Genomic DNA, 21,048 nt, shown 5'->3' on the forward strand with positions numbered 1-21,048 from the left:
GGGGTGCTAGAATCGCTCCCCCGTTCGCTGTCACGCCCGCCATGACCCACTCAGCCCCACATGCCGTCGCCCGCCTGCGCACAGAGCGCCTGGCGCGCAGCCTCAAACCCTTCGTCGCCCGTGGCTCGCGTGCCGAGCGCTGCCCGCACTGCCGGGTGCAGCCGACCCATTGCCTGTGCGCCTGGCGCCCGCGGGTCGAGGCCAATGCCGCCATGTGTCTGGTGATGCATGACATCGAGGCGCTGAAACCGAGCAATACCGGTTGGCTGATCGCCGACGTGGTGCCTGAAACTCACGCCTTCGGCTGGACGCGCACCGCTGTCGCCCCGGCGCTGCTGGAGCTCTTGGCCGATCCGCAGTGGCAGCCTTATCTGGTCTTTCCCGGCGAGTACGTGGCGCCGCAACGCGTGGTGGAGGAGGTGACGCTGGCGCCCGGCAAGCGGCCGCTGTTCGTGCTGCTCGATGCCACCTGGACGGAGGCGCGCAAGATGTTTCGCAAGAGCCCCTATCTGGACGCACTGCCGGTGCTGAGCCTGACGCCAGCGCAGTTATCGCGCTATCGACTGCGCCGCTCTACCCGCGGCGAGCACCTGTGCACCGCCGAGGTGGCTGCCATGTGCCTGGAGCTGGCTGGCGACCTGCGCGCCGGCGAGGCGCTGGACGATTATCTCGACGTTTTCAGCCAGCATTATCTGGCGGCCAAACGGCGCCTGCCGCTGGATCTCAGCGATCCTTTGCATCAGCGTTTGCAGGCGTACCGCTGAGTTCGAGCGGCAGAGGTTTCGGCCATAGCTGGGCCAGCAGCATGCCGGCGAACATCAGCGCGCAGCCGAGATAGCCGCGCAGTTGCAACATTTCACCGAGCAGCAGGGCACCGGCGACAGCGGCGAATACGGCCTCCAGCGAGAGAATGATCGCCGCATGCGAGGCGATGGCGTGCTGCTGGGCGATGACCTGCAAGGTAAAGCCGATCGCCACGCCGAAAATGCCGCCATAGAGGATGGCCGGGCCTGCTTTGAGTATGCCCTCCAGCGTTGCCGTCTCGAACACCAGGGCCAGTGTCAGGCTGATCACTGCGCAGGTGGCGAACTGGATCAGTGCCAGACGCAGCGGGTCGTGGCGGCTGGCGAAAAAGCCCACCAACAGCACGTGGATACCCCAGACGAAGGCGCCAGCCAGCTGCAACCAGTCGCCGGATGCCACGCTGAAGCCTTCGCCGACGCTGAGCAGGAACATGCCGACTACCGCCAGGCTGGCGCCTAGCCAGATGCCCAGGCTGCTTTTCTGGCCGATGAACAAACCGAGCAGCGGTACCACGATCACATACAGGCCGGTGATGAAGCCGGAGTTGGTCACGGTGGTGAACATCAGGCCAACTTGCTGCAGGTTGATACCGATCGCCAGAGCCAGGCCCATGATCACGCCACCCAGCAGCAGCCCGCGATTCGGCGCAGGCCGGGGTTGCTGGCTGCGTCGCTGTATCAGGATGATCACCGGAATCAGCACCAGGCTGGCGAGGACGAAGCGCAGGCCGGAATAAAGGAAGGGGCCGATGTTTTCCATGCCCAACTGCTGGGCGACGAACACGCTGCCCCAGATCATCGCGGTAATCAGCATCAACAGGTCGGCGCGCAGGGCTTGGCTTCGCATTGGAGCGTCTCGGCGGTAAAGCTGGGCATCGTGCCGCAAAGCATTGAGCTTGACCACCCCGTCACAGCTCGGCATGCTGGGCGCCGCCGTCGGTCCGAGTGGGGAGTCTGTGATGCTGGATGTGCAGTCTTGAACGGATCTTCAGGCGAAAAGCACTGCCATACTCAGCTCAGTGCCACTCATAACAAGAACAGGATCTGCCAATGGCCGCTTACGAAATCCTGATTGCCGACGACCATCCGCTGTTTCGCAGCGCGCTGCAACAAGCACTGACCCTGGGGCTGGGGCCTGAAGTTCGCTTGGTAGAAGCCGCCAGCATCGCCGAACTCGAAGCCCACCTGGCCGCCAAGAGCGACTGGGACCTGGTCCTGCTCGATCTCAATATGCCTGGTGCCTACGGCTTTTCCGGCCTGGTGCTGCTACGCGGTCAGTATCCGCAGATTCCTGTGGTGATGATCTCCGCCCAGGAAGAGGCTTCGGTGGTCAACCGCTCTCGCGAGTTCGGGGCCAGCGGCTTCATCCCCAAATCCAGCCCGCTGGAGACCCTGCAGCAAGCCGTGCGCGAGGTGCTCGATGGCGATACCTGGTGGCCGCCGCTGGCCGAGGAAGGCGCGCCGGTTTCCGCTGAGGCCAAGGCCGCCAGTGCCGGTCTCGCCAGCCTCACGCCGCAGCAGTTTCGCGTGCTGACCATGGTCTGCGAGGGCCTGCTGAACAAGCAGATCGCCTACGAGCTGAGCGTCTCCGAGGCGACGGTCAAGGCGCATGTGACGGCGATTTTCCGCAAGCTGGGCGTGCGCACCCGTACTCAGGCGGCGTTGCTATTGCAGCAGATGGAGTCGATCCCCACGCAGTGAGGACTCTGCTGCGCGTCGGTGCTGCCACGTTTAAAGCAAGCTCGGCTTGCTCATGTACAGCCATTGAACTTTGCAGTCTCACTTGTTTTCACCTTGCATCCCTCTAGCTCGCGATCTCGTAAATAGCCTCTCGCGCCGCGTCCTTCATCGGGGCGCCCATCGACTGCATTGCCCCGGAGCGCCGCCTGCTGTCGAAGCACGCCAAGGACATTGGTGGCGCCGCGCAGTTCGTCGCGCTGCTCGGTCTGGGCAATCGTCCTCTTGAGCTGAAACTCAGACGATCGGCGGCAGGACGATCTGATCGCTGCGGCTGACGCCAGCGGTCAGCGCGCGACACTGTTCGAGAAACTCGCGCATGGCCGCTGTCTGGTACTTCTGCTTGTGCCAGATAAAGTAGAACTGCCGGCGCAGGTCCAGCTCCGGAGTTTCCACGGGCATCAGGCTGCCACGACGAAAGGCGTCGCGCAGCGCCAGGCGTGAGATGCAACCGATGCCCAGGCCGGATTCCACGGCGCGCTTGATCGCCTCGGTGTGTTCCAGCTCCAGGCGGATATTCAGGTTGCGCGGGTGATGCCGCATGGCCTGATCGAAGGTCAGTCGCGTGCCCGAGCCCTGTTCACGCAGAATCCAGGCCTCGTGCGTCAGCTCTTCCAGACTGGCGCTGCCGCGTTGGGCCAGCGGGTGCTGCGGTGCGCAGAACACCACCAGTTCGTCCTCGACCCAGGGCTGCACCTCGATATCCGGGTGCTGGCAGTCGCCCTCGATCAATCCCAGGTCCAGCTCGTAGTGGGCGATCTGTTGCACCACGTGGGCGGTATTGTGCACCTGCAGCTTCACCCGGCATTCGGGATGGCGTTGCATGAAACTGCCAATCAGCAGGGTGGCCAGGTAGTTGCCCACGGTGAGCGTGGCGCCGACGTTCAGCGAGCCATAACCGCTCTTGCCCCCCAGCAGGCGTTCGATCTCGCGCGCCTGGTCGATCAGGGCTACGGCCTCGGGCAGGAGCTGTCGGCCCAGGGCGTTGAGCGCCAGGCGCTTGCCGGCGCGATCGAACAGCTGGCAGTCGGATTGACGCTCCAGTTCGGTCAGCGAGGTGCTGGTCGCAGACTGCGACAATGCGAGCGATTGCGCGGCACGAGAAACGCTCTCATGCTGCGCCACGGCGACGAATACCTGAAGTTGTCTGAGCGTAAATCGCATATCGATATAACCGATAACCTATATCTTGATAATCCACTTAACAGATATTGTTGCCGCGAATAGAATGCCGCGCAATCGCGTCTTTGGCGCTGAAGTTCTTCGAGGAAATCATCATGAGCAATATGAACGTCGAGCGCGTGCTCAGCGTCCACCACTGGAACGATACGCTGTTCAGCTTCAAGTGCACCCGTGATCCGGGCCTGCGCTTCGAGAATGGCCAGTTCGTGATGATCGGCCTGCAGCAGGACAATGGCCGCCCGCTGATGCGCGCCTACTCCATCGCCAGCCCGAACTGGGAAGAGCATCTGGAGTTCTTCAGCATCAAGGTGCCGGACGGCCCGCTGACCTCGCAGCTGCAGCACCTCAAGGAAGGCGACGAGATCATCATCAGCAAGAAGCCCACCGGCACGCTGGTGCTCGATGATCTCAACCCCGGCAAGCACCTCTATCTGCTCAGCACCGGCACCGGTCTGGCGCCGTTCATGAGCGTGATCCAGGACCCGGAAACCTACGAGCGTTTCGAGAAGGTGATCCTGGTACACGGCGTGCGCTACGTGAACGAAGTGGCCTACCGCGAGTTCATCACCGAGCACCTGCCGCAGAACGAATTCTTCGGTGATGCGCTGAAGGACAAGCTGATCTACTACCCGACCGTGACCCGCGAGCCGTTCGAGAATCAGGGCCGTCTGACCGACCTGATGCGCAGTGGCAAACTGTTCGCCGATATCGGCCTGCCGCCGATCAACCCGCAGGACGACCGCGCCATGATCTGCGGCAGCCCGAGCATGCTCGACGAAACCAGCGAAGTGCTCGACAGCTTCGGTCTGAAGATTTCCCCGCGCATGCGTGAGCCGGGTGACTACCTGATCGAGCGCGCCTTCGTCGAGAAGTAAGCGCCTCCGTTAAACGACAAAGCCGCCCCATGGGCGGCTTTGTCGTTGTAGGGTGCGCCGTGCGCACCGAGCTGTTGCTCGTTGGAGCGCGAGGCGCACGGCCTGAGCGGCCCCATGACACCCTACGGCTTTAGCATCTCGTAGCCCGGATGCAATCCGGGGAGGATGTGATGCGATCTCCCGGATTTCATCCGGGCTACGGGCCACACAGCGTCTTACAAGCGCTTGGCGTCGATGATCAATACCGGCTCGCGCGGTACGTTCTGGTGCATGCCGCGGTTGCCGGTGGGCACCTGGGCGATCTTGTCCACCACGTCCATGCCACGGGTCACCTTGCCGAACACGGCGTAGCCGAAGTCGCGCGAGCTGTGGTCGAGGAAGGCGTTGTCCTTGTGGTTGATGAAGAACTGGCTGGTGGCCGAGTCGCGTACCTGAGTACGGGCCATGGCCAGGGTGCCACGGACGTTGTGCAGGCCGTTGTCGGCCTCGTTCTTGATCGGGGCCTCGGTGTCCTTCTGGCGCATGTCGGCATCGAAGCCGCCGCCCTGGACCATGAAACCCGGAATCACACGATGGAACTGGGTGCCGGCATAGAAGCCGCTGTCGACGTACTTGAGGAAGTTCTGCGTGCTGATCGGCGCCTTGTCGGCGGCCAGTTCGATTTCCACTTCGCCGAGGCTGGTGGTCAACAACACCTTGGGGTTTTCTGCGGCGAGCAGACTGGTCGACAGCAGCAGGGCGCCAGTGGCGAGAACGAGTTGCTTGAGCATGATGGTCAGTTTTCCTTGTTGGCAGTTTCGCCGAGAAAGGCGAGCAGGGCGTTATTAAAGCGTTCCGGTTGATCCAGTGGTGTGGCGTGGCGCGAATTTTCGATCACCAGCAGGCGCGCGTTGGGCATTTCTGCCACGTACTCGCGCTTGCGTTCAACTGGCGTGTAGTCGCGGTCGGCGCTGATCACCAGGGTAGGACAGGTGATGCGATCGAGGCGTTCCCGCACGCCCCAGCCGATGATCGCGTCGAGGCTGGCAAGGTAGGCGCGCTTGTCGTTCTGTGGCCAGCGCTCTTCGATCTTGCGCCGCAAATCGGCTTGCTCGGGCTTGGGGAATAGCAGCTTGCCCAGCGCCCTGGCGATGGTTTCCAGGCTGAGCAGGCGCGACAGCGTCCAGCGCTTGCCAATTTCCAGCCAGTCCCGCGCGCTTTTGGCCTTCACCTCCGGGCCGCTGTTGACGATGGTCAGGCTGCGCAACAATTCGGGGCGGTCGACGCCAAACTGGAAGCCGATCATGCCGCCCATGGAGATGCCCACCAGATGCACCGGTGGCAGTTGCAGGTGCTCGATCAGGGCGGCGACATCCTCGGCGAAGTCGGCGATGCGATAAGCCTCGCGCGGCTTGTCCGAGCGGCCGTGGCCGCGAACGTCCAGCGCCAGAACCCGGTAATGCTGAGCGAGCACGGGAATCTGGTATTCCCAGTCGCGCGTGCTCGAGCCCAGCCCATGCACCAGCAGCAGCGGCGCGCCGTGGCCATAGTCCTCGTAGTGCAACTGGCAACCATCGTTGTCGAAATAGGGCATGGAGGCGCTCTCAGTTGGTCGACTGCGGTGCGGCGAAGGGCGCGTCCAGAGGGGCCGCGTCGAAGTTCTTGATCAACTCGATGAGAATCTGTGTGGCCGGGCCGAGCACGCGCTCCTTGTTGCTGTAGAGGAAGAAGCGCGGTTTGCGGATAGCGCCCTGAGCCAGCGGCAGAGGTTTCAGCAGACCATCCTGCAGTTCACGGACGATCAGATGGCGCGGCAGCCAGGCGAAGCCCAGGCCGCTGCCGACGAAGGTGCGCGCAGTCGGCAGGCTGCCCACTGTCCAGCGCTGCTCCGCGCCCAGCCAGCCGGCATCCCGTGGCTGCAGACGGCCGGTGTCGCGGGTGACCACCTGCATCTGGCCTTCGAGATCCTGGAAGCTCAGTTCGCGTTGCAGGCGGTGCAGTGGATGTTCCGGGTTGGCGACGGCGACGAACTCCACTTCACCCAGTTCGATGCCGAGGTGGCCAGTGATGTTCAGCGCGCTGATGGCCAGGTCGGCGGTGCCTTCGAGCAGCACTTCCTCGACTCCGGACAGCACCTCCTCGCGCAGGCGCACGCGACAGCCGCGGCTCTGTGGCATGAAGGCGGTCAGAGCGCGGACGATGTTGGCGGTAGGGTAGGCGGCATCCACCACCAGGCGCACTTCGGCTTCCCAGCCCTGTTCCATGTGGTGAGCCAGGTCTTCCAGCTGGCTGGCCTGCTTGACCAGCTGCCGCGAGCGGCGCAGCAGCACGTCGCCGGCCTCGGTGAGCACGGCCTTGCGCCCGTCGATGCGCAGCAGCGGCACGCCTAGCTGTTCCTGCATGCGCGCCACGGTATAGCTGACCGAGGATTGCGAGCGGTGCAGCACGTCGGCGGCCTGGGCGAAGCCGCCCTGATCCACTACGGCCTGCAGCGTGCGCCATTGATCCAGGGTTACGCGGGGTGCTTTCATCACATCATCCTGCTTGAGTCGGCTGTTATCGCCGACGATCTCCACCTACACTGGCGATCCCATGTTGGAGAGCACCGATGAAAAAAATAATCTGCTTGCTGTTCGCCTTTGTGCCGCTGGCCGCCAATGCCTATCCCATCGAGGTGGAAAAACAGTTCAACGGCGCCGAGGTCTCCGCGACCACCCAGGAAATCGACCACAACATGGCGGCGCTGATGCTCTACAACTACGGTCAGAGCGAGGCCGAATGCAGTGCCGTGTTCCGCAATGGTCCCGAGGCGCCACGTACCCGGCGTACCGTATTGGCACCTGGCGCCAGCACCAACATGACGGTCAAGTTCACCCGTAGCGTGATTCGCCTGCGGATCAACCTGACCTGCAACCTGAAGTGATCAAAGCCTAGATGCGACAGCTCGATAAATCAATTTAGTCGATATATGTAAGCGGATATTTACGCTTTTTAATCGAATTTAGCATCTCTACTCTGTGCTCCATCGACTCGCAACCACCTCGATGGAGCCTCAGCCATGTCCCGTATTCTCGTCATCGAAAGCAGCGCCCGCCAGCAAGGTTCGATCTCCCGCGAACTGACCCAGCAATTCATTGCCAACTGGCAGGCCGCACACCCGGCTGATCAGGTCCAGGTACGCGACCTGGCGGCCGAACCGGTCCCGCACCTTGACGCCACGCTGCTCGGTGGCTGGATGACTCCCAGCGAGCAGCAGAGCGATGCCGAGAAAGCGGCCCTGGCCCGTTCCAATCAACTGACCGACGAACTGCTGGGCGCCGATGTGCTGGTGCTGGCTGCGCCGATGTACAACTTCGCCATCCCCAGCACCCTCAAGGCCTGGCTGGACCATGTGCTGCGCGCCGGCCTCACCTTCAAGTACACCGAAACCGGCCCCCAGGGCCTGCTGACCGGCAAGCGCGCCTTCGTGCTCACTGCCCGCGGTGGTATCTACGCCGGTAGCGCGCTGGATCACCAGGAGCCCTATCTGCGCCAGGCACTGGCCTTCATCGGTATCCATGACGTGCAGTTCATCCATGCCGAGGGCCTGAACCTGGGCGCCGAGTTCAGCGAAAAAGGTCTGGCCCAGGCCAAGGCCAAACTGGCTGAAGTCGCCTGATGCCAATCCGACTCTCCTGAGCGCCCGCTGGCGGGCGTGCTATGCCGGTCGCTTCGTGATGAAGTGACCGGTTTTTTTATTGGGCCGGTCAGCAGCGCCCGGCGCATGGATTGTCCGGCGCAGGGGAACGCGCTAAGGTCGCCGCCTTCCTTCGGAGGTGGCTGTGCGATATCTGCTGATAGTGACCCTGCTGTGGGCTTTTTCCTTCAGCCTGATCGGTGAGTACCTGGCCGGTCGGGTCGACAGCTATTTTGCGGTGCTGACGCGTATCGTCATCGCCGGCTTGCTGTTCGTGCCGCTGACCCGTTGGCGCGGTCACGCCCCGGCGTTCGTGCGCGGCATGCTGTTGATCGGCGCCTTGCAGTTCGGCATCACCTACGTCTGCCTGTATTTGAGTTTCTCGGTGCTGACAGTGCCGGAGGTGCTGCTGTTCACCATTCTCACGCCGCTGCATGTGACGCTGATCGAGGATGCCCTCAATCGCAGATTCAACCCCTGGGCGCTGGTCGCCGCGCTGGTCGCGGTGCTGGGCGCCGGGATCATTCGCTACGACGGTATCAGCAGCGGCTTTTTGCTCGGCTTCCTGTTGCTGCAGGTGGCCAACTTCACCTTCGCCACCGGGCAGGTGCTGTACAAGCATCTGCTGCTCAAACACCCCTCCACCGAGCCGCAGTACAGGCGCTTTGGCTTCTTCTACCTGGGCGCGCTGCTGATCGCGCTGCCGGCCTTCCTGCTGCTGGGAAACGGCGAGCGTCTGCCGAGCACCATGCTGCAGTGGAGCGTGCTGGTCTGGCTCGGTGTGGTGGCGTCCGGATTGGGGCTGTACTGGTGGAACAAAGGTGCCAGCCTGGTCGATGGTGGCACCCTGGCGGTGATGAACAATGCACTGGTGCCTGCCGGCTTGCTGGTCAATCTGCTGATCTGGAATCACGACGCTGACCTGCTGCGTCTGGCCCTGGGCGGTGCCGTGATCGCAGCGTCGCTGCCGCTGGTCCGCCTGGGGCGCACGCGCCGTGCGCCTGCCGGGGTGCACTGATGCAGCTGTCCGGACGAGGTGTGGCGCTATCGGTTGGCGCCTCGATGCTGTTTGCCGTGCTGCCTGGCTACGTGCAGTGGCTGACGCCGCTCGATGGCGTGCAGATATTCGCTCAGCGCGTGCTCTGGTCGATTCCCCTGGTCTTGCTGCTGGTGCTGCTGGCACGGCAGACCACCTTGCTGCGCGAGACCTTCGTGCGTCTGCGCCGCGAACCGCTGTTGTTGGCTGCCTGCCCGCTGGCGGCGGCGTTGATCGGCGTGCAGTGGGGGCTGTTTCTCTGGGCGCCATTGGCCGGGCACATGCTGGAAGTGTCCATGGGCTACTTCCTTCTGCCCTTGGCGATGGTGCTGACTGGCCGGCTGTTCTATGGCGAGCGCCTGCGCCCGCTGCAGCAGCTGGCGGTGACCTGCGCCATGCTCGGCGTGCTGCATGAGTTGTGGCGTACCCAGGCGTTCTCCTGGCTGACGCTGATCACCGCGCTGGGTTACCCGCCTTACTTCATGCTGCGCCGCTGGATGCGTCTGGATGCGTTGTCCGGTTTCGTACTGGAGATGCTGGTGCTGGCGCCGTTGGCGATCTGGCTGATCGTCGCGTACGGACCGGTGGGGGCGTTCAGCGATCGTCCCTGGCTATGGCTGCTGGTGCCGGTGATGGCGCTGATCGGCACCCTGGCGTTCGCCGCCTACATGGCATCGAGCCGGCTGTTGCCATTGGGGCTGTTCGGCATTCTCAGTTATGTCGAGCCGGTGCTGTTGTTCGCCGTGGCGTTGCTGGTGCTGGGCGAGCGCTTCGACAGCGGGCAATGGCTGACGTATCTGCCGATCTGGGGAGCCGTGCTGCTGGTCGGTTGGGACAGCGCTCGGCTGCTGCGCAAGCAGCAGCGCGAGAGCATCAGGCCACGTTGAAACGCGGCGCGGGGATCTGCGTCGGCACGTTGGCCTGCTTCTGCACCCGATAGTGCACCTGCAAGGTGCCACTGTTGAAGCGGCGTTGGTCGCTCAGGGTCAGGCTGCGCTCCATGCCCGTGGCCAGAAGCGGGATACCGGCGCCGAGCAGGTGCGGTACCAGGTTGATCACCACCTCGTCGATCAGGCCTGCGGTGTAGCAATTGCCTGCGAGCAGGCTGCCACCGACCAGCCAGATACGCTGGAAGCCGGCCTCGCTCAAGGCAGCCACGGCTTGCCCAGGTGTGCAGTGGGTCAGCTGGATTTCGTCTGCGGCACGCGGCAAGGCCAGGCGGGTCAGGACCACGCAGGGTTTGCCGGGGTAGGGCCATGGGCCGCCGCGCTTGAGTAGCGCTTCGTAAGTGCCTCGGCCCATCAGCAGCGCGTTGATGCCGGAGTAGAAGTACTGGAAGGCGTACTCTTCATCGGCCTGACGTAGCGAGTCGAACCAGTCGATGCGCCCATCGGGGCGAGCGATGTAGCCATCGAGGCTCGAAGTGACGTGATAGATCAGTGACGGGTTCATCATTGCACCTCGAACAGGCCATCTGAAAATTGGAGTGGCGCCGCCGAGACAAGTTCGTCGCGCGCCGTACCGCTTGTCGGATGGCCGCGCAATAATCTCTCAGTCCAGAACGTTGCGCAGGATTTCGTAGACGATCCCGGTCGCGATGGCGACCAGCACCACGTCACGGCCGATCTGCTTCCATTCGTAGCCCTCGTAATGGGGCAGGCGCGAGGTCAGGCGGCTGTCGAAGTTCTTGGCGATACCCGGTGGCAGCGGCTTGCCGCGAGCCAGGTTCTTGGCGATGCCCGGTGGCAGGGAGGAGGTCGGGCCGATCAGCTGACGATTGTCGCCGAGGATGATGCGCACCCTTCCGACATCCACGGTCGGGCCGCGCAGATCGATCTGGACGCCATCATGCTGGCCCGGTTTGCCTTTGCCGTGAGGCGGGTTGGCAAGCACTGGCGCTGCGGCCAACAGGAGGCACAGGCCGATACTGAGAGTGGTCTTGGGATTGCTGGGCATGGGGCAGCGCTCTTCGGGTGGTGATGCAGATTGGATATCCAGGCGCGCTCCCGGTTCCGCTCCGCTTCTGCCGGATAGCGGCTCCAGGCAGCCGTTCGTCGTCGCCTGGACGCGAGTTTCATGCAAAGAAATTCGGCCCCGGCGGCGGAAACCGTTAGGCTATGCATCGTTTTGTCGATTTCTTTGAGGTAGTGCCCCCGTGTTTGCCCAATTCGCCCTGCATGAACGCCTGCTGAAAGCCGTGGCCGAGCTTAATTTCGTCGAGCCGACTCCGGTGCAGGCGGCAGCGATTCCGCCTGCGCTGGAGGGCAAGGACCTGCGGGTGATCGCCCAGACCGGCAGCGGTAAGACCGCCGCTTTCGTCCTGCCGTTGCTCAACCGCCTGCTCGGCGATGGCAACTCGCAGCAGCGCGTGAGCATTCGTGCGCTGATCCTGCTGCCGACCCGCGAGCTGGCCCAGCAGACGCTGAAGGAAGTCGAGCGCTTCGCCCAGTTCACCTTCCTCAAGGCCGGCCTGGTGACCGGTGGCGAGGACTTCAAGGTGCAAGCCGCGATGATGCGCAAGATCGATATCCTGATCGGCACGCCGGGCCGTCTGATCGAGCAGGCCAACGCCGGCAACCTGCCGCTGAACGAGGTCGAGGTGCTGGTGTTCGACGAGGCCGACCGCATGCTCGACATGGGCTTCGCCGAAGACGCTCAGCGTCTGGCCGAGGCCTGCGGGCCGCACCAGACCCTGCTGTTCTCCGCCACCACTGGCGGCAATGGCCTGCGCGAGATGGTCGCCAAGGTGCTCAAGGATCCGCAGCACCTGATGCTCAACAGCGTCAGCCAGCTCAATGAAGGTACCCGCCAGCAGATCATCACGGCCGACCATAACTACCACAAGGAACAACTGGTCGACTGGTTGCTGACCAACGAGGCCTATGACAAGGCCATCGTCTTCACCAATACCCGCGTGCAGGCCGACCGTCTCTACGGCAAGCTGGTGACCGCCGGGGTCAAGGCGTTCGTGCTGCATGGCGAGAAGGACCAGAAGGATCGCAAGCTGGCCATCGACCGCCTGCGCCAGGGCGCAGTCAAGGTCCTGGTGGCCACCGACGTGGCCGCGCGCGGCCTGGACGTCGAAGGCCTGGATCTGGTGATCAACTTCGACATGCCGCGCTCCGGCGACGAGTACGTGCACCGCATCGGCCGTACCGGCCGTGCCGGGGGCGAAGGCCTGGCGGTATCGCTGATCTGCCACACCGACTGGAACCTGATGTCGAGCATCGAGCGCTACCTCAAGCAGCGTTTCGAGCGTCGCACCATCAAGGAACTGAAAGGCATCTACCAGGGGCCGAAGAACCTCAAGGCGTCCGGCAAGGCTGCCGGCAGCAAGAAGAAAAAGACCGAGAAGAAAGACCCGAAGAAAGCCACCGCTTCCAAGCGCAAGACCGGCCCGCGTCCAGCTGGCAAACCGTCTGTGCTGGTCAGCGCCGATGGCAGCGCGCCGCTCAAGCGCAAGAAGCCGGCTGCTGAGTGATCTGTCCGGCTGACTAATGTTGTAGCCCGGAACCGCAGGGTGCGCCGTGCGCACCAGATCCCTTGGCCGCTTGCGGTTACTCGGATTACGTCTGTGGCTAATCCGGGGCTACGGCTGATCTTCTCGGTGCGCACGGCGCACCCTACTGCGTGGTTTTCACTCCACCCCGACGAAACCACCGGTCTGATGCTGCCACAGGCGTGCATACAGACCGCCGTGGGCGATCAGTTCGGCGTGGGTGCCGGTTTCGATGACCTGGCCCTGATCGATCACCACCAGGCGATCCATTCGCGCGATGGTCGACAGGCGGTGGGCGATGGCGATCACCGTCTTGCCTTCCATCAGGCTGTCCAGACTTTCCTGAATGGCCGCTTCGACTTCCGAGTCGAGCGCCGAGGTGGCTTCGTCCAGCACCAGAATCGGCGCGTCCTTGAGCAGCACGCGCGCGATGGCGATGCGCTGGCGCTGGCCACCGGACAGCTTGACCCCGCGTTCACCCACCTGAGCATCCATGCCGCGCCCGCCCTGGCTGTCATCGAGCGTGGGGATGAAGGCATCGGCGCGTGCCTTGCGTACCGCTTCCCAGAGCTCGTCTTCGCTGGCGCCGGGTTTGCCGTAGCGCAGGTTGTCACGGATCGAACGGTGCAGCAGGGCGGTGTCCTGGGTCACCACGCCGATGTTGGCGCGCAGGCTTTCCTGGGTCACCGTGGCGATGTCCTGATCGTCGATCAGGATGCGTCCGCTTTCCAGGTCGTACAGGCGCAGCAGCAGATTGACCAGGGTCGATTTGCCGGCGCCGGAAGGGCCGACCAGGCCGATCTTTTCGCCGGGACGAATCGCGATGCTGAGGCCGGCGATCACGCCGCCCTTCTTGCCGTAATGGAAGTGGATGTCCTCGAAACGCACACCGCCCTGCTGCACCTGAATCGCGTTGGCATCGTCGTGGTCGAGCACCTGGCGTGGCTGAACGATGCTCTGCATGCCGTCCTGCACGGTGCCGACGTTCTCGAAGATGCCGTTGACCACCCACATGATCCATTCGGCCATGTTGTTGATGCGGATCACCAGGCCCAGGGCCAGGGCGATGGCGCCGGTGGTGATCAGCGACTGGCTCCACAGCCACAGGGCCAGGGCACCGGTGCCGACGATCAGTACGCCGTTGAGGCAGGTGATGAGAAAATCCAGGGCGGTGATGGTCCGCGACTGCAGGCGGAATTTCTCGAGCAGATCCTGCATGGCTTCGCGGGCGTAGCTTTCCTCTTCCTGCGAGTGGGCGAACAGCTTGAGCGTGGCGATGTTGCTATAACCATCGACCACGCGCCCCATGACCTTGGAGCGCGCCGAGGAAGCGGCTGCCGAGCGCGCCTTGATGCGCGGCACGAAGTACCAGAGCGCTGCGCTGTAACCGACTATCCACAACGACAGCGGCACCACCAGGCGCAGATCGGCGGCTGCGAACAGGTACAGCGCGCTGCCGGCGTAGACCACCACATGCCACAGCGCATCGATCACCTGCATGGCCGAGTCGCGCAGCGAGGGGCCGGTCTGCATCACGCGCTGGGCGATGCGGCCGGCGAAGTCATTCTGGAAGAAGCTCAGGCTCTGCTTGAGCACGTAGCGGTGGTTCTGCCAGCGGATCAGGTTGGTCAGGCCCGGATTGACTGCCTGGTGCGTGAGCAGGTTGTGCAGGCCGAACACCACGGGGCGGATGACCAACGCCACCAGCACCATCCACAGCAGCGCGTTCTGGTGCTCGCCGAAGAAGCTGCTGGCATCCGTGCTGGCCTGGGCCATGTCGATCAACTGGCCGAGGAAGCTGAACAGCGCGACCTCGATCAGTGCGGCGAAGAAGCCGATGATCAGCACCGCCAGCATCAGCGGCCACACCTGTTTCAGGTAGTGGCCGTAGAAGCGCAGCATGCCGGTTGGCGGGGCGACGTCGGGACTGGGTTTGAAGACGTCGATCAGGGATTCGAAGCGGCGAAACAGCATTGCAGGCGTCCTGCCTCAATAGGGTGGGACGCCGATAGTAACGCTGTCAGTGCGAGCGGGTCTCAGTTAAAAGTGGTTTCTGCAACTCGCCGGCCCAGGCCAGCAGCGGAATCTCCACTTGCGGTTGCCAGATGCGCTTGAACAGCAGAGCCAGATGCTCGGCTTCGCCGCGCTCGAAGGGCAGGCGGTCGATGCGCTCGTGCACCTGCCACTGGCCGTCCTGCAGATGGGCGAAGTCGAAGCGGAAGGGATGAAAGCCGGTCATGCCCAGACGCAGATCGGTGACGATCAAACGCTCGCCCACCTGGTCGTAGCGCAGCACGCCGCCGGTGAACCACTGCAGGCGCTGGTGCATGGGCGAGTCCGTCAGTTGTTCGCGCAGGTGCGTGCCGCGCGGCAGGCGTTGCAGTTGCGGCGGCTGGTCATCGAACCAGCCGACCAGGGCTTCGTGATAGTCCTCGCCATCGAGCACGATGACGCGCCATAGCAGCGTGTTGAGCGGCGTCGGCGTAGTGAATAGTCGTTCGGCCTGGATGCCTTGGCGCGCCAGTTCGTGCTCCACGCGCTGCTCGGCCATGAATTTGCCGGCCAGGCTGAAGCCGATGTACAGCGTCGATACCGCCAGCGCCACGGCCGGTACGCGCCAACTCTGCTCGCGCAGGCCGGTGAACAGGCTGATCACCAGCGCTGCGATCAGCGGCACGGTATACAGCGGGTCGATGATGAACAGGCTGGACCAGGCAGTGGGCGTTGGCATCAGCGGCCAGAACAGCTGAGTGCCGTAGCTGGTGAAAGCGTCCAGCAAGGGGTGGGTGATCAGCACCAGCCATAGCGTCAGCAGCAGGCGATTGGCCGAATAACCAGGGTGGGGGCGAAAGCGTCTGGCCAGCCAGGTCAGTAGCAGGGCAAAGCCGCTGAGGACGAACAGCGAGTGGCTGAAGCCGCGATGGTAGGTCATGTTGGCCACGGCATCGCCGTATTCCATGACCACGTCCAGATCGGGAACTGTAGCGAGCATGGCACCGTAGAGCAGGGCTTTGCGGCCCTGCCAGCGACCGAGCAAGGCGCCCTGGATACTGGCGCCGAGTACCGCCTGGGTTATGGAGTCCATCGAGTGCTTCCGGAAAAAGTCAGGCCGCTACGTTAGCCGAGGTGCCGAGCGAATGCCGTGGGGAAATTTCAAGCAAAGATTACAGCGGCGGCGGGTATCCTGATGCCCATGCCTTTCAAGAAATCATGGCCATGCTGATCGTCTCCAACAGTATTCACCTTCCCGATGATGAAATCGAACTGACCGCCATCCGTGCCCAGGGTGCCGGCGGGCAGAACGTCAACAAGGTATCCAGTGCGGTGCACCTGCGCTTCGACAGCCAGGCTTCATCGCTGCCACCGTTCTACAAGGAACGCCTGCTGGCGCTCGCTGACAGTCGTATCACCGCTGATGGCGTGGTGATCATCAAGGCGCAGCAGTATCGAACCCAGGAGCAGAATCGCGCTGACGCTCTCGAACGTCTTGTCGAGTTGATCCGCAGCGCCGGCAAGGTGGAAAAGAAGCGCCGCCCGACCAAGCCGACCCTGGGCTCGAAAAAGCGCCGCCTGGATGGCAAGAGCAAGCGCGGGGTGATCAAGGCGGGACGGGGCAGGGTGGATTTCTAGTGGCGCGTCAGCAGTCAGGTGCCGCAGAGGATGACAGCGGCTTTGCCTAAGGTGCGCCGCGCGCACCGGCTTTGCTGTGGAGGCATTGGTGCGCATGACCTAGGCGGCCTTGCGACACCCTATCCGCGTGCCGCCAGATAGGCCTGGTAATCGGGAATGCGATACTCATGCTGTTGCTCCAGCAGGCTGCTGCTGAGCAGGTAGTCGGCGCTGCTCTCGTTGCAGGCTACCGGGATGTTCCACACCGCCGCGACGCGCAGCAGGGCCTTGATATCCGGGTCGTGTGGCTGCGGCTCGAAGGGGTCCCAGAAGAACACCAGCATGTCCACGCGCTGTTCGGCGATGCGCGCGCCGATCTGCTGGTCACCGCCCAGCGGGCCGCTGATCATGCTCTCTACCGGCAAACCCAGGCGCTTGCTCAAAAGCAGGCCGGTGGTGCCAGTGGCCAGCAGTTGATGGTTGGCCAGCCGCTCGCGCTGGCGTTCGCACCAATCCAGCAGGAAGCCTTTGCAGTGATCGTGCGCCACCAGGGCGATACGTTTGCGCGCCGGCAACTGGGCGCGGGTGAAACTGATACGGCTCATCGAGCCTCCTCGTTCAATGCAGGCGGGCCAGGACCATGCAGTTGTCCAGCATGCGGTTGGAGAAACCCCATTCGTTGTCATACCAGGCCATTACCTTGAGCAGCTTGCCGCTGACCTTGGTGTGGTTGGCGTCGAAGATCGATGACAGCGGGTTGTGGTTGAAATCGCAGGACACCAGCGGCAGCGCGTTGTAGCCCAGCACCGGGGACTTCTCGCTGGCGGCCTTGAGCAGGGCGTTGACCTCCTCGGCAGTGGTCTCGCGCTTGACCTGCAGGGTCAGGTCGACCAGCGATACGTTGATCACCGGCACCCGCACGGCCATGCCGGTGAGCTTGCCGGCCAGCTCCGGCAGCACCAGACCGACCGCTTCGGCAGCACCGGTCCTGGTCGGGATCATCGACTGGGTCGCCGAGCGCGCACGGTACAAATCGCTGTGGTAAACGTCGGAAAGGTTCTGGTCATTGGTGTAGGCGTGAATGGTGGTCATCAGCCCCTGTTCGATGCCCAGCTCGCGATGCAGCACCTGCGCCACCGGCGCCAGGCAGTTGGTGGTGCAGGAAGCGTTGGAGATGATCTGCATGTCAGGCGTCAGCACCCGTTCGTTGACGCCATACACCAGGGTGGCGTCGGCGCCCTTGGCAGGTGCGGAGATCAGCACCTTGCGTGCGCCGGCCGCGAGATGCGCAGCGGCCTTGTCGCGTTCGGTGAACAGCCCGGTGCATTCGAGCACCACATCGACCTGATGGGTTTTCCAGGGTAGTTCGGCCGGATTGCGAATGGCGCTGACGGCGATGCGGTCACCCTTGATCCACAGGCTTTCGCCGTCGACTCTAACGTCCTCGGAGAAATGGCCGTGGACGCTGTCATATTGCAACAGGTGGGCATTGATCGCGCTGTCGCCCAGATCGTTGATCGCCACGACCTGCAGGTGCTGGCGATAATTCTGGGTATAGAGTGCGCGTAGCACGTTGCGACCGATACGGCCGAAGCCATTGATGGCGATGCGTAGTGTCATGGTGAGGGTCTCGTCAATTTGTTGTTGTAATTACAAGATTATTCCCATTGCTCTAGAAATCAAGCCCGTTGAGTGGCAGTATTTTGTTGTAAATACGAACAGACGCTAGAAGCTAGCCTGGAGATTTCCCATGCATCCCCGCGTTGTTGAAGTTACCGAACGTCTCGTCGAGCGCAGTCGCGCCACCCGCCAGCGCTATCTTGAGATGATCCGTGCGGCCGCCAGCGAGGGGCCGCAACGTGGCAAGCTGCAGTGCGCCAACTTCGCTCACGGTGTGGCGGGTTGCAGCGGTCACGACAAGCAAACCCTGCGCCTGATGGAGGCGGCGAACGTGGCCATCGTGTCTGCTTACAACGACATGTTGTCGGCCCATCAGCCTTACGAAACCTTTCCCGAGCAGATCAAGCAGGCCCTGCGCGAGCTCGGCTCGGTGGGGCAGTTCGCCGGTGGCGTGCCGGCCATGTGCGATGGCGTCACGCAGGGTGAGCCCGGCATGGAACTGGGCATCGCCAGCCGCGAGGTGATCGCCATGTCCACCGCCGTGGCGCTGTCGCACAACATGTTCGACGCCGCTCTCTATCTGGGGGTGTGCGACAAGATCGTGCCGGGGCTGGTGATGGGGGCGCTGCGTTTCGGTCATCTGCCGTCCATGTTCGTGCCGGCCGGTCCCATGACCTCGGGGTTGTCCAACAAGGAGAAAGCCGATGTGCGCCAGCGCTACGCCGAAGGCAAGGCGACCCGTGAAGAGCTGCTGGCTGCGGAAATGGCTGCTTACCACGGGCCGGGGACCTGCACCTTTTATGGCACGGCCAATACCAACCAGTTGCTGATGGAAGTGATGGGCCTGCACCTGCCGGGCGCTTCCTTCATCAATCCGGGTACGCCGCTGCGTGATGCGCTGACCCGTGAAGCCGCGCAGCAGGTCACGCGCCTGACCAGGCAGAGTGGCCAGTTCATGCCCATTGGCGAGATCGTCGACGAGCGTTGCCTGGTCAACTCCATCGTTGCCCTGCATGCCACCGGCGGTTCCACCAACCACACCCTGCACATGCCGGCCATCGCCCGCGCCGCCGGGATTCTGCTGACCTGGCAGGACATGGCCGACCTGTCCGAGGTGGTGCCGACCCTGGCGCACGTCTATCCCAACGGCAAGGCCGACATCAATCATTTCCAGGCGGCGGGCGGCATGGCCTTCCTGATTCGCCAGCTGCTCGACGCCGGGTTGCTGCATGAAGAGGTCAACACCGTGGCCGGGCGCGGGCTGTCGCGTTACACCCGCGAGCCCTTCCTGGAAGATGGCAAGCTGGTCTGGCGCGACGGGCCGACCGAAAGCCTGGAGCAAAGCGTGCTGCGTCCCGTGGCGCGGCCGTTCTCGGCCGAAGGGGGGCTGCGCCTGATGCAGGGCAATCTGGGGCGTGGGGTGATGAAGGTATCTGCGGTGGCGCCCGAGCATCAGGTGGTGCAAGCGCCGGCGCTGGTGTTCGAGGATCAGCTGGATCTGGTCGAAGCCTTCAAGGCTGGCAAGCTGGAGCGCGATTTCGTCGCCGTGGTGCGTTTCCAGGGGCCGCGCAGCAATGGCATGCCGGAGCTACACAAGATGACGCCTTATCTGGGCGTGCTGCAGGACCGCGGTTTCAAGGTGGCGCTGGTGACCGATGGGCGCATGTCCGGTGCCTCAGGCAAGATCCCGGCGGCCATTCATGTGTGCCCGGAGGCATTCGATGCTGGGCCCTTGGCGCGGGTGCGCGATGGCGATCTGATACGCCTCGATGGGCTGACGGGAGAATTGCTGCTGCAGGTCGACGAGGCCGAGTTCGCAGCGCGCGAGCCGGTCGCGCGGCCTGCGCAGGCAATGGGTTGTGGGCGCGAGTTGTTCGCCTTCATGCGCCACAACTTCAGTTCGGCCGAGCAGGGCGCCAGTGCCTTTACCGAGAGTCTCGAGTCGCTGGTCTGAGGGGGTAGGGTGGACAACGCGCAGCTTGTCCACCGTCTGTCCGAAGGGCGGATGAAAAAGCGTCATCCACCCTGGGTCATCAGATGCCCTGCGGAATCTCTTCGCCGCCCAGTGCGGTGAACAGCTCTGGCAGGAACTCCACCAGCGTCATCATCATCAGGATGAAGCTGGCGTCCTGCTGAGCCAAGGCGTCGTCACCGCCATCCTGTTCGGCCTGTTCCTGCAGCACGTCCTCGAAACGCAGGCGCTTGATGGTCAGCTTGTCGTCGAGCACGAACGACAGCTTGTCCTGCCAGGCCAGTGACAGCTGGGTAACCTGCTTGCCGGTGGACAGGTGCAGCTGGATTTCCTCGCTGGTCAGATCCTGGCGCTTGCAGCGCACCACGCCGCCGTCCTCGTGGGTATCGCGCAGCTCACACTCGTCGAGTACGAAGAAGCCTTCGGCAGCGCTCTGATTCTTCAGCCAGTCGGTGAGGGTAGCGGTCGGTGCGATCTTCACCGACAGCGGGCGCACTGGCAGCGAGCCGATGGCTTCACGCAGGGTGGAGAGCAGGTCTTCGGCCTTCTTGGCGCTGGCGCTGTCGACCAGGATCAGGCCCTGCTTCGGCGCGATGGCGGCGAAGGTGCCGGATTTGCGGATGAAGGCGCGCGGCAGGAAGGCCTGGACGATTTCGTCTTTGATCTGGTCGCGCTCTTTCTTGTACACCTTGCGCATCTGGGTGTTTTCGATTTCGTCGACCTTCTCCTTCAGCGCGTCGCGCACCACCGAACCCGGCAGGATGCGCTCTTCCTTGCGCGCACCGATCAGCAGGAAGTCGCCACTGACATGCACCAGCGGGGCATCGGCGCCCTTGCCGAAGGGCGCGTTGAAGCCGTAGGTGGTCAGCTCCTGGCTGGCGCAGGGACGTGCCGGCTTGCTGGCCAGTGCGGTCTCCAGTGCTTCGGCGTCGAAAGGGATGTCCTGGGTAAGGCGGTAGACCAGCAGGTTACGAAACCACATGAGCGGGTGATTCTCCATTGATGATGAGATCGCGAGTTGGCGCCATCCTTGGGCTCTCCCGTTCGGGAAAGCCGGCGC

At 63.4% G+C, this 21,048-nt stretch carries 22 protein-coding genes; 10 read left to right on the forward strand and 12 right to left on the reverse strand.

The genetic code is table 11. From position 1 onward, the window contains the following. The first annotated feature begins 41 nt into the window (after nt 1-41). Nucleotides 42-764 (forward strand): tRNA-uridine aminocarboxypropyltransferase, encoded by a 723-nt coding sequence (locus ACN0X6_RS00740; RefSeq protein WP_417701269.1) that lies wholly within the window; start codon nt 42-44, stop codon nt 762-764. Here the strand turns inward: ACN0X6_RS00740 and ACN0X6_RS00745 are convergent. Beyond that, nucleotides 724-1,650 (reverse strand): DMT family transporter, encoded by a 927-nt coding sequence (locus ACN0X6_RS00745; RefSeq protein WP_417701271.1) that lies wholly within the window; start codon nt 1,648-1,650, stop codon nt 724-726. The genes ACN0X6_RS00740 and ACN0X6_RS00745 overlap by 41 nt on opposite strands. Nucleotides 1,651-1,853: 203 nt before the next feature. On the opposite strand from ACN0X6_RS00745, the gene erdR reads away from it, so the two are divergent. Next, complete coding sequence (gene erdR, locus ACN0X6_RS00750; protein ID WP_417701273.1) at nt 1,854-2,504, forward strand: response regulator transcription factor ErdR; 651 nt, start codon at nt 1,854-1,856, stop codon at nt 2,502-2,504. A gap of 273 nt (nt 2,505-2,777) precedes the next feature. On the opposite strand, the gene ACN0X6_RS00755 is transcribed toward erdR, so the two are convergent. Continuing rightward, nucleotides 2,778-3,704, reverse strand: a complete 927-nt coding sequence (locus ACN0X6_RS00755) for a LysR family transcriptional regulator (RefSeq protein WP_079784346.1) — start codon at nt 3,702-3,704, stop codon at nt 2,778-2,780. A 113-nt stretch (nt 3,705-3,817) separates the two neighbouring features. On the opposite strand from ACN0X6_RS00755, the gene fpr reads away from it, so the two are divergent. Continuing rightward, nucleotides 3,818-4,597 carry a ferredoxin-NADP reductase gene (gene fpr / locus ACN0X6_RS00760; protein ID WP_026041990.1) on the forward strand — a complete coding sequence of 260 codons (780 nt, stop codon included), beginning with the start codon at nt 3,818-3,820 and terminating at the stop codon, nt 4,595-4,597. Between the two features lie 215 nt (nt 4,598-4,812). Here fpr and ACN0X6_RS00765 read toward each other — a convergent pair whose 3' ends face one another. The 3 genes from ACN0X6_RS00765 to ACN0X6_RS00775 are packed head-to-tail and all read right to left on the reverse strand — an operon-like array spanning nt 4,813 to nt 7,107. Next, nucleotides 4,813-5,367: a peptidylprolyl isomerase gene (locus ACN0X6_RS00765; protein WP_417701275.1), complete on the reverse strand. Its 555-nt coding sequence runs from the start codon at nt 5,365-5,367 to the stop codon at nt 4,813-4,815. A 5-nt stretch (nt 5,368-5,372) separates the two neighbouring features. Further along, nucleotides 5,373-6,170 (reverse strand): alpha/beta fold hydrolase, encoded by a 798-nt coding sequence (locus ACN0X6_RS00770; protein WP_417701277.1) that lies wholly within the window; start codon nt 6,168-6,170, stop codon nt 5,373-5,375. A 10-nt stretch (nt 6,171-6,180) separates the two neighbouring features. Further along, nucleotides 6,181-7,107 (reverse strand): LysR family transcriptional regulator, encoded by a 927-nt coding sequence (locus tag ACN0X6_RS00775; RefSeq protein WP_417701278.1) that lies wholly within the window; start codon nt 7,105-7,107, stop codon nt 6,181-6,183. A 77-nt stretch (nt 7,108-7,184) separates the two neighbouring features. Between ACN0X6_RS00775 and ACN0X6_RS00780 the strand changes: the two genes are divergently transcribed. The 4 genes from ACN0X6_RS00780 (at nt 7,185) to rarD (ending at nt 10,175) form a co-directional block, all read left to right on the forward strand. Beyond that, entirely contained in the window at nt 7,185-7,499 is a 315-nt protein-coding gene (locus tag ACN0X6_RS00780; protein WP_417701280.1) for a 3-phosphoglycerate kinase, read from the forward strand. 135 nt (nt 7,500-7,634) lie between these two features. Beyond that, the gene (locus tag ACN0X6_RS00785) at nt 7,635-8,234 is read left to right on the forward strand and encodes an FMN-dependent NADH-azoreductase (protein WP_417701282.1); all 600 of its coding nucleotides are present in this window, start codon (nt 7,635-7,637) and stop codon (nt 8,232-8,234) included. Between the two features lie 163 nt (nt 8,235-8,397). Beyond that, nucleotides 8,398-9,270, forward strand: coding sequence for a carboxylate/amino acid/amine transporter (locus ACN0X6_RS00790; protein WP_417701284.1), 873 nt, complete (start codon nt 8,398-8,400; stop codon nt 9,268-9,270). Continuing rightward, nucleotides 9,270-10,175: an EamA family transporter RarD gene (gene rarD / locus ACN0X6_RS00795; RefSeq protein ID WP_417701285.1), complete on the forward strand. Its 906-nt coding sequence runs from the start codon at nt 9,270-9,272 to the stop codon at nt 10,173-10,175. Before ACN0X6_RS00790 ends, rarD begins: the two co-directional genes overlap by 1 nt. Here rarD and ACN0X6_RS00800 read toward each other — a convergent pair. Further along, nucleotides 10,162-10,740 carry a dihydrofolate reductase family protein gene (locus ACN0X6_RS00800; RefSeq protein WP_417701287.1) on the reverse strand — a complete coding sequence of 193 codons (579 nt, stop codon included), beginning with the start codon at nt 10,738-10,740 and terminating at the stop codon, nt 10,162-10,164. The genes rarD and ACN0X6_RS00800 overlap by 14 nt on opposite strands. 99 nt (nt 10,741-10,839) lie before the next feature. Beyond that, nucleotides 10,840-11,244: an anti-virulence regulator CigR family protein gene (locus ACN0X6_RS00805; protein ID WP_417701289.1), complete on the reverse strand. Its 405-nt coding sequence runs from the start codon at nt 11,242-11,244 to the stop codon at nt 10,840-10,842. A gap of 199 nt (nt 11,245-11,443) precedes the next feature. Between ACN0X6_RS00805 and ACN0X6_RS00810 the strand changes: the two genes are divergently transcribed. Continuing rightward, the gene (locus tag ACN0X6_RS00810) at nt 11,444-12,769 is read left to right on the forward strand and encodes a DEAD/DEAH box helicase (RefSeq protein WP_417701290.1); all 1,326 of its coding nucleotides are present in this window, start codon (nt 11,444-11,446) and stop codon (nt 12,767-12,769) included. A gap of 156 nt (nt 12,770-12,925) precedes the next feature. Here the strand turns inward: ACN0X6_RS00810 and ACN0X6_RS00815 are convergent, their stop codons facing one another. Together ACN0X6_RS00815 and ACN0X6_RS00820 are read right to left on the reverse strand one after the other, a co-directional pair. After that, complete coding sequence (locus ACN0X6_RS00815) at nt 12,926-14,761, reverse strand: ABC transporter ATP-binding protein (RefSeq protein ID WP_417701292.1); 1,836 nt, start codon at nt 14,759-14,761, stop codon at nt 12,926-12,928. Between the two features lie 46 nt (nt 14,762-14,807). Then, nucleotides 14,808-15,872 carry a metal-dependent hydrolase gene (locus ACN0X6_RS00820; RefSeq protein ID WP_417701294.1) on the reverse strand — a complete coding sequence of 355 codons (1,065 nt, stop codon included), beginning with the start codon at nt 15,870-15,872 and terminating at the stop codon, nt 14,808-14,810. Nucleotides 15,873-16,003: 131 nt separating this feature from the next. On the opposite strand from ACN0X6_RS00820, the gene arfB reads away from it, so the two are divergent. Beyond that, nucleotides 16,004-16,417: an alternative ribosome rescue aminoacyl-tRNA hydrolase ArfB gene (arfB, locus tag ACN0X6_RS00825; protein WP_196475372.1), complete on the forward strand. Its 414-nt coding sequence runs from the start codon at nt 16,004-16,006 to the stop codon at nt 16,415-16,417. A 119-nt stretch (nt 16,418-16,536) separates the two neighbouring features. On the opposite strand, the gene ACN0X6_RS00830 is transcribed toward arfB, so the two are convergent. Both ACN0X6_RS00830 and gap read right to left on the reverse strand, forming a co-directional pair. Further along, nucleotides 16,537-17,001, reverse strand: coding sequence for a methylglyoxal synthase (locus ACN0X6_RS00830; RefSeq protein ID WP_417701295.1), 465 nt, complete (start codon nt 16,999-17,001; stop codon nt 16,537-16,539). A 13-nt stretch (nt 17,002-17,014) separates the two neighbouring features. Beyond that, entirely contained in the window at nt 17,015-18,016 is a 1,002-nt protein-coding gene (gene gap, locus ACN0X6_RS00835; protein WP_417701297.1) for a type I glyceraldehyde-3-phosphate dehydrogenase, read from the reverse strand. Between the two features lie 130 nt (nt 18,017-18,146). On the opposite strand from gap, the gene edd reads away from it, so the two are divergent. Next, a complete protein-coding gene (gene edd / locus ACN0X6_RS00840; RefSeq protein ID WP_417701299.1) occupies nt 18,147-19,970 on the forward strand; it encodes a phosphogluconate dehydratase in 1,824 nt (607 codons plus the stop codon). A gap of 79 nt (nt 19,971-20,049) precedes the next feature. On the opposite strand, the gene rdgC is transcribed toward edd, so the two are convergent. Further along, nucleotides 20,050-20,970, reverse strand: coding sequence for a recombination-associated protein RdgC (gene rdgC / locus ACN0X6_RS00845; protein WP_160020646.1), 921 nt, complete (start codon nt 20,968-20,970; stop codon nt 20,050-20,052). Nucleotides 20,971-21,048: the final 78 nt, after the last annotated feature.

The sequence above is a fragment of the Pseudomonas sp. genome, from assembly GCF_048269965.1.
GTDB lineage: Bacteria > Pseudomonadota > Gammaproteobacteria > Pseudomonadales > Pseudomonadaceae > Aquipseudomonas.

Coding starts and splice junctions, on each gene's coding strand:
- ACN0X6_RS00740 (WP_417701269.1), top strand. CDS start 42: ATGACCCACTCAGCCCCACATGCCGTCGCCCGCCTGCGCACAGAGCGC.
- ACN0X6_RS00745 (WP_417701271.1), bottom strand. CDS start 1,650: ATGCGAAGCCAAGCCCTGCGCGCCGACCTGTTGATGCTGATTACCGCG.
- erdR (WP_417701273.1), top strand. CDS start 1,854: ATGGCCGCTTACGAAATCCTGATTGCCGACGACCATCCGCTGTTTCGC.
- ACN0X6_RS00755 (WP_079784346.1), bottom strand. CDS start 3,704: ATGCGATTTACGCTCAGACAACTTCAGGTATTCGTCGCCGTGGCGCAG.
- fpr (WP_026041990.1), top strand. CDS start 3,818: ATGAGCAATATGAACGTCGAGCGCGTGCTCAGCGTCCACCACTGGAAC.
- ACN0X6_RS00765 (WP_417701275.1), bottom strand. CDS start 5,367: ATGCTCAAGCAACTCGTTCTCGCCACTGGCGCCCTGCTGCTGTCGACC.
- ACN0X6_RS00770 (WP_417701277.1), bottom strand. CDS start 6,170: ATGCCCTATTTCGACAACGATGGTTGCCAGTTGCACTACGAGGACTAT.
- ACN0X6_RS00775 (WP_417701278.1), bottom strand. CDS start 7,107: ATGAAAGCACCCCGCGTAACCCTGGATCAATGGCGCACGCTGCAGGCC.
- ACN0X6_RS00780 (WP_417701280.1), top strand. CDS start 7,185: ATGAAAAAAATAATCTGCTTGCTGTTCGCCTTTGTGCCGCTGGCCGCC.
- ACN0X6_RS00785 (WP_417701282.1), top strand. CDS start 7,635: ATGTCCCGTATTCTCGTCATCGAAAGCAGCGCCCGCCAGCAAGGTTCG.
- rarD (WP_417701285.1), top strand. CDS start 9,270: ATGCAGCTGTCCGGACGAGGTGTGGCGCTATCGGTTGGCGCCTCGATG.
- ACN0X6_RS00800 (WP_417701287.1), bottom strand. CDS start 10,740: ATGAACCCGTCACTGATCTATCACGTCACTTCGAGCCTCGATGGCTAC.
- ACN0X6_RS00805 (WP_417701289.1), bottom strand. CDS start 11,244: ATGCCCAGCAATCCCAAGACCACTCTCAGTATCGGCCTGTGCCTCCTG.
- ACN0X6_RS00815 (WP_417701292.1), bottom strand. CDS start 14,761: ATGCTGTTTCGCCGCTTCGAATCCCTGATCGACGTCTTCAAACCCAGT.
- ACN0X6_RS00820 (WP_417701294.1), bottom strand. CDS start 15,872: ATGGACTCCATAACCCAGGCGGTACTCGGCGCCAGTATCCAGGGCGCC.
- arfB (WP_196475372.1), top strand. CDS start 16,004: ATGCTGATCGTCTCCAACAGTATTCACCTTCCCGATGATGAAATCGAA.
- ACN0X6_RS00830 (WP_417701295.1), bottom strand. CDS start 17,001: ATGAGCCGTATCAGTTTCACCCGCGCCCAGTTGCCGGCGCGCAAACGT.
- gap (WP_417701297.1), bottom strand. CDS start 18,016: ATGACACTACGCATCGCCATCAATGGCTTCGGCCGTATCGGTCGCAAC.
- edd (WP_417701299.1), top strand. CDS start 18,147: ATGCATCCCCGCGTTGTTGAAGTTACCGAACGTCTCGTCGAGCGCAGT.
- rdgC (WP_160020646.1), bottom strand. CDS start 20,970: ATGTGGTTTCGTAACCTGCTGGTCTACCGCCTTACCCAGGACATCCCT.